The sequence below is a fragment of the Pseudoalteromonas luteoviolacea NCIMB 1944 genome, assembly GCF_001625565.1.
Taxonomy (GTDB): Bacteria; Pseudomonadota; Gammaproteobacteria; order Enterobacterales; family Alteromonadaceae; genus Pseudoalteromonas; species Pseudoalteromonas luteoviolacea_F.
In genome coordinates, this window is the sequence record NZ_AUXS01000015.1 from 265,768 (window position 1) to 280,396 (window position 14,629).

General features: G+C 42.9%; 12 protein-coding genes. 10 read left to right on the top strand and 2 right to left on the bottom strand.

Annotated features, from left to right (window positions below; translation table 11 throughout):
- Nucleotides 1-53 precede the first annotated feature (53 nt).
- From N483_RS04490 to N483_RS04500, 3 genes are all read left to right on the top strand, one after another.
- Nucleotides 54-731: a TIGR00153 family protein gene (locus tag N483_RS04490; protein WP_023397437.1), complete on the top strand. Its 678-nt coding sequence runs from the start codon at nucleotides 54-56 to the stop codon at nucleotides 729-731.
- A 174-nt stretch (nucleotides 732-905) separates the two neighbouring features.
- Nucleotides 906-2,174, top strand: coding sequence for an inorganic phosphate transporter (locus N483_RS04495; protein WP_023397438.1), 1,269 nt, complete (start codon nucleotides 906-908; stop codon nucleotides 2,172-2,174).
- A gap of 75 nt (nucleotides 2,175-2,249) precedes the next feature.
- Nucleotides 2,250-3,155, top strand: a complete 906-nt coding sequence (locus N483_RS04500) for a hydrogen peroxide-inducible genes activator (RefSeq protein WP_036974996.1) — start codon at nucleotides 2,250-2,252, stop codon at nucleotides 3,153-3,155.
- A gap of 31 nt (nucleotides 3,156-3,186) precedes the next feature.
- On the opposite strand, the gene N483_RS27425 is transcribed toward N483_RS04500, so the two are convergent.
- Nucleotides 3,187-3,384, bottom strand: coding sequence for a hypothetical protein (locus N483_RS27425; RefSeq protein ID WP_023397440.1), 198 nt, complete (start codon nucleotides 3,382-3,384; stop codon nucleotides 3,187-3,189).
- Nucleotides 3,385-3,537: 153 nt separating this feature from the next.
- Complete coding sequence (locus tag N483_RS04505; protein ID WP_023397441.1) at nucleotides 3,538-6,045, bottom strand: EAL domain-containing protein; 2,508 nt, start codon at nucleotides 6,043-6,045, stop codon at nucleotides 3,538-3,540.
- Nucleotides 6,046-6,314: 269 nt separating this feature from the next.
- Between N483_RS04505 and queA the strand changes: the two genes are divergently transcribed.
- The 7 genes from queA to N483_RS04540 all read left to right on the top strand — a co-directional run bounded on the left by queA (nucleotide 6,315) and on the right by N483_RS04540 (nucleotide 14,551).
- Nucleotides 6,315-7,349, top strand: coding sequence for a tRNA preQ1(34) S-adenosylmethionine ribosyltransferase-isomerase QueA (gene queA / locus N483_RS04510; RefSeq protein WP_023397442.1), 1,035 nt, complete (start codon nucleotides 6,315-6,317; stop codon nucleotides 7,347-7,349).
- Nucleotides 7,350-7,554: 205 nt separating this feature from the next.
- Entirely contained in the window at nucleotides 7,555-8,685 is a 1,131-nt protein-coding gene (gene tgt / locus N483_RS04515; RefSeq protein ID WP_023397443.1) for a tRNA guanosine(34) transglycosylase Tgt, read from the top strand.
- A 34-nt stretch (nucleotides 8,686-8,719) separates the two neighbouring features.
- Nucleotides 8,720-9,058, top strand: a complete 339-nt coding sequence (gene yajC, locus N483_RS04520; RefSeq protein ID WP_023397444.1) for a preprotein translocase subunit YajC — start codon at nucleotides 8,720-8,722, stop codon at nucleotides 9,056-9,058.
- A 21-nt stretch (nucleotides 9,059-9,079) separates the two neighbouring features.
- Entirely contained in the window at nucleotides 9,080-10,939 is a 1,860-nt protein-coding gene (gene secD / locus N483_RS04525) for a protein translocase subunit SecD (RefSeq protein WP_023397445.1), read from the top strand.
- An 8-nt stretch (nucleotides 10,940-10,947) separates the two neighbouring features.
- Nucleotides 10,948-11,889 carry a protein translocase subunit SecF gene (secF, locus tag N483_RS04530; protein ID WP_023397446.1) on the top strand — a complete coding sequence of 314 codons (942 nt, stop codon included), beginning with the start codon at nucleotides 10,948-10,950 and terminating at the stop codon, nucleotides 11,887-11,889.
- Between the two features lie 159 nt (nucleotides 11,890-12,048).
- Nucleotides 12,049-12,579 (top strand): hypothetical protein, encoded by a 531-nt coding sequence (locus N483_RS04535; protein ID WP_023397447.1) that lies wholly within the window; start codon nucleotides 12,049-12,051, stop codon nucleotides 12,577-12,579.
- A 193-nt stretch (nucleotides 12,580-12,772) separates the two neighbouring features.
- Entirely contained in the window at nucleotides 12,773-14,551 is a 1,779-nt protein-coding gene (locus N483_RS04540; RefSeq protein ID WP_023397448.1) for a bifunctional diguanylate cyclase/phosphodiesterase, read from the top strand.
- The last annotated feature ends 78 nt before the right edge of the window (nucleotides 14,552-14,629 follow it).

Sequence of the window (14,629 nt, forward strand, 5' to 3'; positions counted from 1 at the left end):
TGCTGTAAACTTGGCCTCTGCACATGCATATTATTATGATTTAAGGGTCAGTTATGCCTAGTAATGCGTTTTTAGGAGTGTTTGCAAAGTCTCCTATAAAGCCGATTGAAGAGCACATTAAGATAGTGCATCAAGCCAGTGAAAGCTTGATCCCGTTCTTTGAACATGTCTTCAAAGGGGAGTGGACTGAAGCGGATGCACTTCGCGTTAATATTCGTAACCTAGAACGTGAAGCGGATGCGTTAAAGCGAGAAGTACGTCTTCAGCTACCTCGTGGTCTATTTATGCCAGTTGAACGGACTGATTTACTGGAACTTATTACCCATCAAGATAAAATTGCCAATAAAGCCAAAGACATCGCTGGTCGAGTCGTAGGCCGAGAAATGGTGATCCCCGAGTCAATTCAAAATGATTTCGTCGCGTATTTGAGCCGTTGTGTAGACGCTACGAAACAAGCCTCAAAAGCTATTAACGAACTGGATGAGCTGTTAGAAACAGGCTTTAGAGGTCGTGAAGTTGTATTAGTCGAGAAGATGTTGAGTGAGCTAGATGCCATTGAACAAGACACTGACGATATGCAAATTAAAATTCGCCAAGAACTTCGCCAAGTCGAAGCTGAACTTAACCCGGTAGATGTGATGTTTTTATACAAGATCATCGAGTGGGTAGGTGAGCTTGCCGATATTGCTGAGCGCGTAGGCGCACGCCTTGAGGTGATGTTAGCACGCTGATCTTGATCAGCGACAGTTTATAAAGAAGTACACCGTTGTTACTCTCAAAGCGTAGACTAGAGAGCGGCGGTGTTGTGTTTGTTTAATGGTTATTTATATGTCGTCTCGTTAAGACAGTGAGAGATAAACATATAAATACACAATCAGTGTTTTAAGAACACTAAAGGTTTTTCAATGGATATCATTGCTTCTCATGGCTCGATGTTAGTTCTCATCGCAGCGGCAGTTGGTTTCTTTATGGCTTATGGTATTGGTGCAAACGATGTTGCAAATGCCATGGGTACTTCAGTGGGGTCGAAAGCGCTCACAATCAAGCAGGCAATCATCATTGCGATGATTTTTGAATTCGCGGGTGCTTATCTTGCTGGTGGTGAGGTAACGTCAACGATCCGCAAGGGCATTATTGATGCAGCCCCATTCGCTGAGATACCAGAATTAATGATTCTGGGCATGATCTCTGCGTTATTTGCAGCAGGTACGTGGTTGTTGTTAGCGTCGGTATTGGGCTGGCCTGTTTCAACTACACACTCAATCATTGGCGCAATCATTGGTTTTGCTTTGGTCGCCGTAGGTAGCGAAGCTATACAGTGGGGCAAAGTTGCAGGTATCGTTGGCAGCTGGATTGTTACCCCTGCGATTTCAGGCTTTATTGCTTATTTAATCTTTATGAGCGCACAAAAGCTGATTTTCGATACCGATAAGCCTTTAAGTAACGCAAAACGATTTGTACCTTTCTACATGGGTCTAGCTGGTTTTGTAATGTCTTTAGTCACGATTAAGAAGGGTCTAAAGCACATTGGTATTAATCTGGGCACCTTTGAAGGGTATGCGCTTGCGGTTGGTATCGCGGTAATCATTGGCCTGATTGGTAAAGTTGTTATTGCACGCATGAAAATGGATCCAAATGCTGACAAACAAATGCAGTTTAACAATGTTGAAAAAGTATTTGCTGTCTTAATGGTCTTGACCGCGTGTTGTATGGCATTTGCGCATGGTTCAAACGACGTTGCGAACGCGATTGGTCCATTAGCTGCGGTTGTTAACATCGTTGAGAACAACGGTGAAATGGCGAAAAAAGCTGCGCTTGCATGGTGGATTCTACCTTTGGGTGGCTTAGGCATCGTAGTCGGTCTTGCTGTACTTGGTAAGAAAGTAATTAAAACGATTGGTGAAGGTATCACGCATTTGACACCGAGCCGTGGTTTCGCAGCTGAACTTGCAGCAGCTTCTACCGTGGTGATCGCTTCAGGTACTGGATTACCTATTTCGACCACGCAGACCTTGGTTGGTGCTGTACTAGGTGTGGGAATGGCACGTGGTATTGCTGCATTGAATATGGGTGTGATCAGAAACATTGTGGTTTCTTGGGTTATCACATTGCCAGTCGGTGCTGCCCTTGCTATTGTTATATTCTATATTTTGAGAAGCGTGTTCGGCGTTTAACAAAAAAACAGACTTTTAGCTTGAAAAGATCTCAGCGCCAGTGGTGTTGGGGTCTTTTTATTTATGGGTATATCAGTGAATAACTTACCAAGTATAAAACAATTACAATACCTCATTGCAGTTCATCAACAACAACACTTTGGTCGCGCAGCTGAGGCATGCTTTGTCGGTCAGTCTACGCTGAGCAGTGCAATCCAAAATTTAGAAGAAACACTTGGCTGTCAGTTAATCGAGCGGGAAAATCGCAGCTTAATGTTTACTGATGTAGGTGAAGAGGTGGTTGCTCGTGCAAAAAAAATCATTGATGACTCTATTAGTGTGGTGGAATTAACAAAGAGCTTTAAAAACCCATTATCGGGAAAGTTGGTGCTGGGATTAATCCCGACCATTGCTAGTTTTATTGCCGCACCTCTATATCAGTATTGTCAGAGTGTCTTTCCTAACCTCCAGTTGGTGCTGGTAGAAGATACCAGTGACAGGCTGCTTGATAAATTAGAGCACGGTCAGATTGATATGGGTATATTGGCGTTGCCTTACCGGACAGATAAATTTCATACCCAAGTATTGACGAAAGACCATTTTTCTTTAGTGCACCACAAAGATTATGAAATCCCTGATGCGCTTGAGGATTTTAACCTCTTACCTAAAGACAGTGTATTTTTATTAGAGCGTGAGCACTGTATGACTGGTCATGCATTGAGTGCATGTAACCTGACTCGAAGTGAGTGTATCAATCCGTTTGAGGCGGCAAACTTGCACACACTGTTAAGCATGGTCGAATACCAGAATGGGGTGACCTTTTTACCTCAAATGGCATTAAATGCTGGTATTTTGCAAGGCAAGCCTATGATCACATTGCCACCACAAGCGGATGCATACCGAGAAATAGGCTTGCTGTGGCGCAAAACCACAGGTCGTATTCGCGATTTTAGGCTGTTTAGTAATGAGGTTGGTGAGTTCATTAAAAAGCAGTGTCAATAACACTGCTTTTGATAAAATGATGAAGCATTTTTTAAGTCGAACTGAGCTTGCTCTGTGACATAATATTGGGTAAAAATAATAAGTACACCCAAACAACTAAGTTAAAATACGGTATAAATCCTAATACAGTAAACAACTTAGTTGGATACCCTTTTTGTTTGGCGCAGCGGTAACATTGTACTGTGATTAGACAATGCACCAGTGATAGAAACAGAATAAACTGAAACATACTTATCTCCCCGAATTCCATTACGAGATGTGCTCAAATCCATTGTATGTCTTCTACTTATATGTAAATAAGTGAATTAAGAAGACATTCATTGCGAACTTTTATTATAGTTGAGTTTTTTGGGGGCTGCAGTGACTTTTTTCCCCATTTTAATTAGCATGCTGTTTTTAAGGATAAAATAGTTTTCATAGCCTGCTTAAGCTGCTCGACTGGAAGTGGTTTAGAGATATAGTAACCTTGCCCATAATCCACACCGATGTTTTTTAGCTCATCAAAAATTTCTTTACTTTCAACGTACTCTGCGACAGAACACTTGTCCAAAGAGTGACTGATATCATTGACTGCCTTAACCAGCGCAAGGTCAATGGGGTCATTTAACATATCGCGAACAAAGGAGCCGTCAATCTTTACATGCTGTGCAGGCAGTTGCTTCAAGTAGCTAAATGTACTGAATCCAGTGCCAAAGTCATCGATTGAAAAGTGACAACCCAGCTGGTTCAATTGGTTGATCATAGCTTGTGTTGCACTGAGGTTGTTTATACTTGCCGATTCAGTAATTTCAAATATGATGCAGTGTGCCGGGACTTGGAAGTCTCGTAAACACGCTTGTATATGTGGCATCAAGCGTTCATCAAGAAATGACTGGGCAGACAAGTTCAGAGAAATCTGATGTAGCTCGGGGTGATTAGCCACTGCTCGAATGCTTTCTCTGATAACCGACTGGTCCATTAAATAAGTATCGTTGAGCAGCTCCAAGGCCGGAATAAATTGATTAGGGTATATCAGTTTGTCGTCGATAACTAAACGTAACAAGGCTTCAAAATAGGCGATTTTGTTGAGCTTAAAGTCCCAGATCGGCTGATAGTGTAACTCAAATTGATTGTTCTTAAGCGCTTCGCGAACACTATGACCCCACTCTAAACCCGTTTGTAGGGTACTATTTTTGGCATCTTCTTTGGAGTAGCAATGAACCAGATTACGGCCAAGGTTTTTTGCAATATACAGCGCGATGTCTGATTGCTTAAGGCACTCATTGGGATCGCAGTTGACGCGGGAAATTTGCGTTAAGCCAATGGAGCAGCTGATGGTATAGCTGGCTTCTTCGGAATGAAATTGATGGCCTTCTATGGCACTGCAAATACTCTCAGCCATCATATGGGCATCTAACAAACGCGTATTTTTCAGTAAAATCGCAAACTCATCGCCACCGATCCGGAAGATTAAGTGCTCTTGACTGATATGCGCTCTGAATAATTGCGCCACTTCTTGCAAGACAATATCGCCCTGCTGGTGCCCCTTACTGTCATTAATGATCTTGAAATGGTCCAGATCTATGTAAATCAGCGCGTGCTCGGTATCATCTTTGAGTTTTGCATCTTTGCAAAAGTGGTTGAGCTGTTGGTCAAAAAAGTAACGGTTATGCAAGCCTGTCAGCGTGTCGTGTAATGCCAAGTGACGTAGCTGTAACTCAGCTTCTTTGCGCTCGTGAATATTATCTATTGTGGCTGTGATTGAAGCGATATTTGTTTGGTTTTTAATTAGCTGAAAACGGCACTCCACCCACACAGATGCACCAGAGTGATGAATTAGTTGAAGTTCAACGGTCGATGTATAAGGGCCGCTTAGCACCTCTTCAATGGCTTTATTTAAAGCTGGTAAATCACTCTTTTGAACATAGTCACAGAGGCGTGTGGCCAGAGTTGATTTTAACTTGTGACCGGTCAATTGCTCCCAAGCTGGGTTAATAAAGCGAATACAACCAGTGGCATCCAATTCAAGGACCACGGTATTTAAATGTAATAAAATGCGTTGGTGGGCTGAAAACAGTTCTTTATAACTTTGTTCTCGTCGGCTTAACTGTTCTACTTTATGAGCAAACTCCGCGTAGCTCACCATAAAGTCTTCGCGCCTCGCAGCGTGATCGCAGACTTTGCTCAGGACAGATAAGTTGTAGGGGACACGGACGAAATCTGTTACCCCTAATAGCAACAGTTGTTCGGCATAATCTGCATTTTGATTGTCAATAATGGTGACTATAGCTTGGCTGGGCTTATGTTGCAGAATATTCTCGACAAGTTCTTTGGTGGTCTCTGCGCGTGTAGATGTTGCATCTAGCAACACAATTGAATAGTCGTTTTGTAAAAACTCTGAGAGCGCCGCATTTTCAGTGGCTACCTGATTGCATGTGAAACTCAGGGCCAAGTGCTCGCTAATATCGGCAGCTTTTTGTTCATTGGGCTCGAGCAATAACAAGTTTAAGCGACTACTCTTTTCTAAATGTGTGGACAACACATTGGCCAAAACTTGTGGTAGTACATCGTGACGTTCCAAAGGTAAGACTGCATCTATGCTATAGCTTCGAGCTGTGGTTTCAGCTATGCGCTCGCAATAAGTCGGGGGAATTAACACGATAGGAGTATTCTTGGGTGTTTTAAGTAATCCAGAACGGATCATACGGGAAAAGCGCCAGCCATCTATTTTTCCGACATTTAAGCCGCTTATTACCAAATCAACGGCCCGTTGCTTCAACACCTGCAAAGCTGCCTGCGTATCATTGAGCTCTATTATTTGAAATACATTGAGCTTTTGTAACGTTCTTATTACGGTTTGACGCTCACCATGATCTGCATTGACGAGTAATAAAGTAAGCTGTTTAGCCATGGCGTTACGACCCCAAACCCATGTTTTAAGTTTTTAAATGTTGCCCAATATTGCTTATTTACATGTTTTATATTGCCTTTTAAGCAACATGCCAAGGCTTGTTCGAGCGCTTTGACGAATTCTAATACATGTAAATCAGTCCGTAGAGTAATGCTATTTGGCAGAGCTGACAAGAGGTGAAAAAGTATGAATAGATCATGTTTGTTGCTTGATTTCGTTATCTTGCAGCACTAGACTTGCCGCCTTATTGCACGAATATGAGGTCTGATATGCGCGTTGCTGACTTTAGTTTTGAACTACCAGATGAATTGATCGCTCGCCACCCGAAAGCGGAGCGAACAAGTAGCCGCCTTTTAACATTGAATGGAAACAGTGGGGAATTAGAACACAAAATATTTAAGGATATTATTGATCTGATTGAACCTGATGATTTAATCATTTTCAATAACACCAAAGTGATCCCGGCTCGTATGTTTGGTCAAAAATCTACAGGTGGTAAAGTCGAAGTTTTAGTTGAGCGCATTTTAGATGAGCATCGGGTACTTGCACATGTTCGTTCAAGTAAGTCACCTAAGCCGGGGGCCGAGCTGATCCTTGAAGGCAAAGCGAATGCAACCATGGTTGCCCGTCATGGTGAACTGTTTGAACTGGAGTTCAAAGGCGAGCACTCAGTTCTAAATATCTTAGATGAAATAGGCCATATGCCGCTACCGCCTTACATAGATCGCCCAGACGAAGAAGGGGATAAAGAGCGTTATCAAACCGTGTATGGGGAAAAGCCAGGTGCTGTTGCTGCACCTACAGCGGGTCTGCATTTTGATGATAGTTTGATGGCACAGCTTAAAGACAAGGGCGTAGATATGGCCTTTGTTACTTTGCATGTGGGCGCAGGGACTTTCCAACCAGTTCGTGTTGATGATGTACAAGAGCATCATATGCACTCTGAATATATTGAAGTACCAGATGAAGTTGTTGATGCAGTTGCTAAATGCAAAAGCCGTGGTGGTCGCGTTATTGCTGTGGGCACTACATCGGTGAGGTCTTTAGAGTCGGCTGCAAAAGTTCACGGCGGAGAACTTAAAACATTCTACGGTGATACTGATATTTTTATTTATCCAGGTTACAAGTTTAATGTCGTCGATGTGATGATCACCAACTTTCACTTGCCAGAGTCAACACTGATCATGCTAGTCAGCGCGTTCTCGGGCCAAGAACATATCATGAATGCGTATCAGCAGGCTATCGCTGAGCAGTATCGCTTTTTCAGTTATGGCGATGCGATGTTTTTAACTAAAAAACAATAATATAGTTTTAAAAAGCCGGCTAAGTGCCGGTTTTTTCATATTTATACCCCACCTTTTTTGGTTGTGACTTTATTTATTCCTTTTTAGCCCCAATATTAGAATTGCGCTGGCTTTATTGATAGAATCTGACGGTTTATATGACCCCATTGTAAATGGGCGTCACAGGTTGAGTTTTGTTGGACTGTTTTTCCGACACGAGGTAGTTATGAAATTTGAATTAGATTGCACACATGGCAAAGCACGTCGCGGACGCTTGGTATTTGATCGCGGCGTTGTAGAAACACCAGCATTCATGCCTGTTGGTACGTATGGCACCGTTAAAGGTATGACACCAGATGAATTGAAAGATACAGGTGCACATATTTGCTTGGGTAATACGTTTCACTTGATGTTACGTCCTGGCACAGAAATCATTAAACAGCATGGTGACCTGCATGACTTTATGAATTGGGATAAGCCAATTCTAACCGACTCAGGTGGTTTCCAAGTATTTAGCCTAGGTGCAATGCGTAAAATTTCTGAAGAAGGTGTATTGTTCAAGTCACCTGTCAACGGTGAAAAGATCATGTTGTCTCCTGAAAAAGCCATGGAAGTGCAGCGTGACTTAGGCTCAGATATCGTGATGATATTTGATGAATGTACGCCTTATCCTGCAACTGAAAAAGAAGCCAAAGACTCTATGGAGTTATCACTGCGTTGGGCGAAGCGCTCAAAAGAAGCCCATGCTGATAACCCGTCAGCTTTATTTGGGATTATTCAAGGTGGTATGTACCCTGAACTGCGCGCTGAATCACAAAAAGGTCTAGAAGAAATTGGTTTTGATGGTTATGCGTTAGGTGGACTATCAGTGGGCGAGCCAAAAGAAGAAATGGTTAAAATTTTGGACCACTGTGCCTACAAAATGCCGGAACAAAAGCCTCGTTACTTAATGGGTGTGGGTAAGCCTGAAGACTTGGTAGAAGCCGTACGCCGCGGTATTGATATGTTCGACTGTGTAATGCCGACACGAAATGCACGAAATGGCCACTTGTTTGTTACCGACGGTGTGATTAAAATCCGTAATGCTGTTCATAAAACAGATACAAGCCCGCTTGATGCAGAGTGTGATTGTCATACATGTAAAAATTACTCGCGTGCCTATCTACATCACTTAGATAAGTGTAATGAGATACTTGGAGCGCGTTTAAATACCATCCATAACTTGCGTTACTATCAACGTTTGATGGAAGGTATGAGAAATGCCCTTACTGAGGGCACATTTGATGAATTTGTCGCTGACTTTTATGCGCGTAGAGGGCTACCTGTTCCCCCTCTTGCTGATGTAGAAGCAGAATAACAGTTTTATATAAAAAATTAGATGAGGAAAAGCAATGAGCTTATTTATTTCTAGTGCCCATGCAAGCACAGCGGCAGCAGCGCCAGCAGGTGGTGGCATGGAAATGCTTATCATGTTAGCTATTTTCGGTTTGGTATTTTATTTCCTAATTTACCGTCCGCAAGCGAAGCGTGTTAAAGAGCATAAAGACCTAATGGGTGCACTTGGCAAAGGCGATGAAGTCTTAACGTCAGGTGGTCTGGTTGGTAAAGTTTCGAAAGTTGCTGAAGACAAGGATTTCGTGGTAATTGCCTTGAATGATCAAGTTGAAGTAACTGTACAAAAGTCAGCAGTGGCAGCAGTTTTACCTAAGGGTACGATGAAGTCGCTATAACAATAACAAAGGGATAATCCAGTGCTAAACAAGTATCCAATGTGGAAATATTTACTTGTACTCGCTGTATTGGCCGTGGGCATTCTTTATGCCACCCCTAATATGTATGGTCGCGATCCGGCCATACAGATCTCTGGAAAGAAAGGGGCCAGCGCCGATTTAAGCGTGCTTGATCAAGCAAATAAAACACTACAAGACAATAATTTACCTATCAAATCTGCTGTCCTTGAAGAAGGGCAAGTTCTCATTCGCTTCAAGAATGTAGAAGATCAGCTTAAGGCACAGGATATCCTGCGTGGAACACTAAGCGAAGACTACATTTCTGCAATCAACATGTCTCCAGCGCAACCGGACTGGCTTAAGAGCATTGGGGCAAATCCAATGAAATTGGGTTTGGATCTCAGCGGTGGTGTTCACTTCACAATGGAAGTAGACATGGCAACAGCACTTGGCAAAGCGCTTGAGCAGATGGAGCAAGACTATAAGAGCGATTTACGCGGTGAGAAGCTTCGCTATCGCACTATTCGTGAAGTAGCCAATAGTGACCGTATTCAGGTTGTGATGCGCTCTGTCGAAGACAAAAAAGCTGCTGAACGCTTTTTGAAAAGTCGCTACCCAGGCAATGTATTTGTTAATGACAGCAGTAACGAGTTGGCATTTTTCTCTAGCCTGAGTGACTTAAAGGTTCGTGAACTTCGCGATTACGCCATCAAGCAAAATGAAACCATTATTCGTAACCGTATTAACCAGCTGGGTGTTGCTGAACCAAACGTACAAAGACAAGGTTCTGAGCGCATTATCGTGCAATTACCAGGTGTACAAGACACGGCTCGTGCGAAAGAGATCTTAGGTGCTACCGCAACGCTAGAGTTCCGTGAAGTGGATGACAGAGCGGATACACGTACAGCTACACAGGGCCGCGTACCTGCGGGCAGTGAGGTGTTGTATCACAAAGATGGCTACCCTGTAGTATTGAAAAAACGTATTATCCTCGAAGGTGTTCATATTACAGGCGCACAGTCTGGTATGGATGAATATCAGCGCCCGCAAGTGAGTATTAACCTTGACAGCAAAGGTGGCGCGAAGATGAGCGCCTTTACCAAGCGTGCTGTTGGCAAGAGCATGGCAACGGTATTCATCGAATATAAACCTTCAGGTAAGAAAGATGCGAACGGTAAAGCGCTGCCACCTATTAAGGTAGAAGAAGTCATCAACGTAGCGACTATTCAATCTCGTTTGAATAACTCTTTCCGTATTACAGGTATTGATAATCCAGCTGAAGCCCATAATTTGAGCTTGCTGCTAAGAGCGGGTGCTTTGGTTGCACCAATTCAAATTGTTGAAGAGCGTACGGTGGGTCCAAGCTTGGGTCAGGAAAACATCGAAGCTGGTATGACGGCGGTAGTACTAGGCTTTGCCTTTGTACTTGGATTCATGTTGATGTATTACAAAGGGTTTGGTTTAGTTGCTAACTTGGCACTGGCTGCAAACCTTGTGATGATCATTGGTGTGATGTCAATGATCAGTGGTGCGACACTCACCCTACCTGGTATCGCAGGTATTGTTTTGACCGTTGGTATGGCTGTTGATGCAAATGTGCTTATTTTTGAGCGTATTCGTGAAGAATTAGCCGATGGACGAAGTCCACAGCAGGCTGTTCACTTTGGTTACGACAGCGCATTCAGTACGATTTTCGATGCGAATATCACAACACTAATCGCTGCAATTATCCTGTTTTCAGTGGGTACGGGTCCAATTGCGGGCTTCGCAGTAACACTTGCGATTGGTATTTTGACTTCAATGTTTACCGCGATCATTGGTACTCGTGCCGTGATCAACGCCTTTATCGGTGGTAAACGCATCAATAAATTGTCGATATAGGAGCGCGCATGCAATTATTAAAGTTATCAAGCACGATTCGCTTTATGTCGGCAAGAAAGATGTCGATGGCGTTTTCTGCTTTATTGATTTTGGCTTCTATCGCATCGTTTATGACCAAGGGTTTAAACTTTGGTCTGGACTTTACCGGCGGTACGGCAGTTGAAGTTGGATTCTCACAACCTGCGGATTTGCCTAAAATTCGTAAAGTATTGGCTGAGAATGGCTTCGCAGATGCTGCGGTTACCTTGTTTGGTTCAAGCCAAGAAGTGTTGGTACGTATCGCACCGCGTGATGATGTCAAAGCTGAGACCATTGGTAACCAGTTAATCGATGCATTGAAGTTGGCTGATAGCAGTGTTGAAATGCGTAGAATTGAATTTGTCGGACCAAGTGTCGGTGAAGATCTGAAAGAGCAGGGTGGTCTAGCGATGCTAACTGCGCTTTTATGTATCTTAGTGTACGTTGCATTTCGCTTTGAGTGGCGTTTTGCGGTCGGAGCGGTTGCGGCACTATTTCACGATGTAATTTTAACGATGGGCCTATTCTCGTTATTGGGCTTAGAGTTTGATTTGACGATTCTTGCAGCAATCTTGGCTGTAATCGGTTACTCGCTGAATGATACCATCGTTGTTTCTGACAGGATCCGTGAAAACTTCCGTAAAGTTCGTATTGATGACACATTGGAAATCATCGACATTTCATTGACGCAGACAATGAACCGTACACTTGTGACTTCAATCACAACAATCTTGGTACTTATTGCCTTGTTTGTGTGGGGTGGTCAAACAATCCACGGTTTTGCAACTGCACTGTTGTTTGGTGTATTCATTGGTACATACTCTTCTGTATATGTTGCGAGCTCTGTTGCGGTTGCAATGGGTGTAAGTAAAGAAGACTTGATCCCAGTAGAAGTAGAGAAAGAAGGTGCAGATTTAGACGCTATGCCTTAATTATGAGTATTTGAGCAGTACTTAGTATTTGCTCATTCAACTCAAATCTATTTTGAACTGAATCAAAAAGGCCACATTTATTGTGGCCTTTTTGGTTTCAAATTCATGACAAGACTGTATAATGAGAATTGTTATCAATAATAATGAATTGAGGATTGTATGTATAAACAGCTAGGAATTGCATGCGCTGCTTTGGCACTATTTGCATGTTCAGAACAACCAAGCACGCAAGAAGCTAAGTCTGAAGCAAAAGCACCTGCAAGTGAAAACGCACTGGGCCAGTATAAAACTCAGGCTACTTCATTGTTAGCAAACATCAGGGAACAAAAATCAGCTGCCGCTCTAGAGCAAGAATCAGCTGAGTTAGTAGCAACATCTCGTGATGTGCTAGCGAATTTTGTGACCAAATACCCTCAATGTAAAGATTATCTAGACGCGCTCGATAAAGCTGCGGATGTGATCCCTACACTGCCTTTGGAAGAGATTGAAAGCGGCTACCACGAAGATGGTAAACTGCCTAAATACAGCGATCCTGTATGCTATCATGCCAAAGATCTGTTGGTGCACCCAGCAACTGTTCAAGCGATTGCTAAACTAGGCTTCACTGAGAAAACGCATTACCAAGACGCTGAGCTAGAAATTGTCGAAGTGATTGCACATTTTGATCAAGTAGAACGCGCTTTGAATTAATCGCGTATTGAGATGAAAACATCCTGTTTTCATCTCATTGGCTTGCCCACAAATTCACCTTCACTCCACATTTATCCCTGAAATTGGTAATTTCCATTGGATTGCAATCTAACTGTCATAAATCTTTGATATTTTGCTCGATTATTGAGCACTTGAATTAAGTTTGGTTGTTTCGGTGGATCCTTTATACGTCATGTTGGATGACATTTTGCAAAACGAAGCTGTATATCCAATGTTTCAACCCATTTTTGATATAGCAAAAGAGCAGGTACTAGGCTTTGAAGCATTGAGCCGAGGTAGTTTAGATAACGAGTTAGTGCAGCCTGATAAGATGTTTGCAGTTGCCAGTAAATATGACCGACTATCTGAACTTGAACTACTTTGTCGAAAAAAGGCGATTGCGCAGTTTGCTGCATTGAATTTACCCGGCAAGCTTTTTCTGAATGTAAGCCCTAAGGCCTTACTCGATCCTCAACACCCAAAAGGGGAAACACTTCATTTAATCGAAGAAGCGGGATTAAATTGCAACCGAGTTGTTATTGAAGTAACAGAGCAGGACAAAGTGGACGACGGGTTTTTATTGCTGAAAACCATTTCACACTATCGCCAACTAGGTTTCCAAATTGCCATTGATGATTTGGGGGCAGGTTACTCAGGGTTAAAGCAGTGGTCTGAACTGTGTCCGGACTTTGTTAAAGTAGATCGTTACTTTATCGATTACTGTGATCAAAGTATCGTAAAAAGAGAGTTCCTCAAGTCGATCATTGAGCTGGCTAAAGCGACCAATACCGCGGTGATTGCCGAGGGGATCGAGCGAGTGGAAGAATTAAAGTTGCTCAAAAAAATGGGCATTATCAATGCTCAAGGCTTTTTGTTGGCGAGGCCAAGCCGAGAATCAAATGATTTGGCTGTTAGCCCTAGCCATATTCTCAATGCCCAAATTAAATCTGAACCAACCGTAAGTCAGTTTGAACAGTCGATGGCGATTGGCTGGTTAGCACATGATGTACCTGCTATTCACATGAATACCCAATGTTTGGACGCACATCGACGTTTTGAACAAAATAAAAGGTTAACAAGCATTGCTGTATTAAACGATACGCGACAACCTGTAGGGCTGTTACACCGTGACCAATTAACAGAAGTATTCGCGGCTCCTTATGGACACGCTCTATTTGACAAAAAACCTGTTGTCAAACTCATGGATAAGCAGCCTTTGATCGTTGATGAGCAACAACAGCTCGATTTTGTCAGTCAACTCATTACCGAAAATGAGTTTGATATTAGACGACATATAGTGATCACCAAAGAGGGTGAGTATATTGGTCTGGCGCCTCTGAGGGATATTCTAAAACATATTACAGAGGATAAGATCCGCCATGCGCAACATGCCAACCCTCTGACTATGTTGCCTGGCAATGTTGCAATCAATGAGGCTATTGAGCAGCGGCTTCGCGCCAAACATACTTTTTCACTGGCTTATATCGACTTGAATCACTTTAAGCAGTTTAACGATCTTTATGGCTATGCCAGTGGAGACAGTGTCATTAAATTACTTGCGGATGTCACGCTACAGGTATGTCAACACAGCCAGTGTTTTGTTGGTCACATCGGTGGAGATGACTTTATGGTGGTGTTTGACCAAGCCGATGCCGAGTGTCTGTGTCATCAGATCATTGAACAATTTGAAGCGCGATCAAAGGCGTTATTTACTCCCGAACATGTTGCTGCCGGTGGCTACTGGGCAACTAATAGAGAAGGGCAAAAACAGTTTGTACCTTTACTGACACTTTCAATTGGCTTAGTAACACCTGACGTAGAATCATGTAAAAATAGCCATCAGGTAGCAGCGTTAGCTACTGATGCAAAAAAAGAAGCTAAGCGCTACAGAAATAGCTACCTGTTTGTATGCAATCGACGTAAACCGAGTGCCCCAATGGTGAGGTTAGAAGTTGAAGCCGCTGTTAATTAAAGCACGTACGTGTATCATCACTTAAATTTGGTACTGAGGAATAATGTGTGCAGCCCCAACTGAGTTTGCAGCTAATTG

Bases quoted from the DNA above. Each gene is read 5' to 3' on its own strand.
- N483_RS04490 (WP_023397437.1), top strand. From the start codon at position 54: ATGCCTAGTAATGCGTTTTTAGGAGTGTTTGCAAAGTCTCCTATAAAG.
- N483_RS04495 (WP_023397438.1), top strand. From the start codon at position 906: ATGGATATCATTGCTTCTCATGGCTCGATGTTAGTTCTCATCGCAGCG.
- N483_RS27425 (WP_023397440.1), bottom strand. From the start codon at position 3,384: ATGTTTCAGTTTATTCTGTTTCTATCACTGGTGCATTGTCTAATCACA.
- N483_RS04505 (WP_023397441.1), bottom strand. From the start codon at position 6,045: ATGGCTAAACAGCTTACTTTATTACTCGTCAATGCAGATCATGGTGAG.
- queA (WP_023397442.1), top strand. From the start codon at position 6,315: ATGCGCGTTGCTGACTTTAGTTTTGAACTACCAGATGAATTGATCGCT.
- tgt (WP_023397443.1), top strand. From the start codon at position 7,555: ATGAAATTTGAATTAGATTGCACACATGGCAAAGCACGTCGCGGACGC.
- yajC (WP_023397444.1), top strand. From the start codon at position 8,720: ATGAGCTTATTTATTTCTAGTGCCCATGCAAGCACAGCGGCAGCAGCG.
- secF (WP_023397446.1), top strand. From the start codon at position 10,948: ATGCAATTATTAAAGTTATCAAGCACGATTCGCTTTATGTCGGCAAGA.
- N483_RS04535 (WP_023397447.1), top strand. From the start codon at position 12,049: ATGTATAAACAGCTAGGAATTGCATGCGCTGCTTTGGCACTATTTGCA.
- N483_RS04540 (WP_023397448.1), top strand. From the start codon at position 12,773: ATGTTGGATGACATTTTGCAAAACGAAGCTGTATATCCAATGTTTCAA.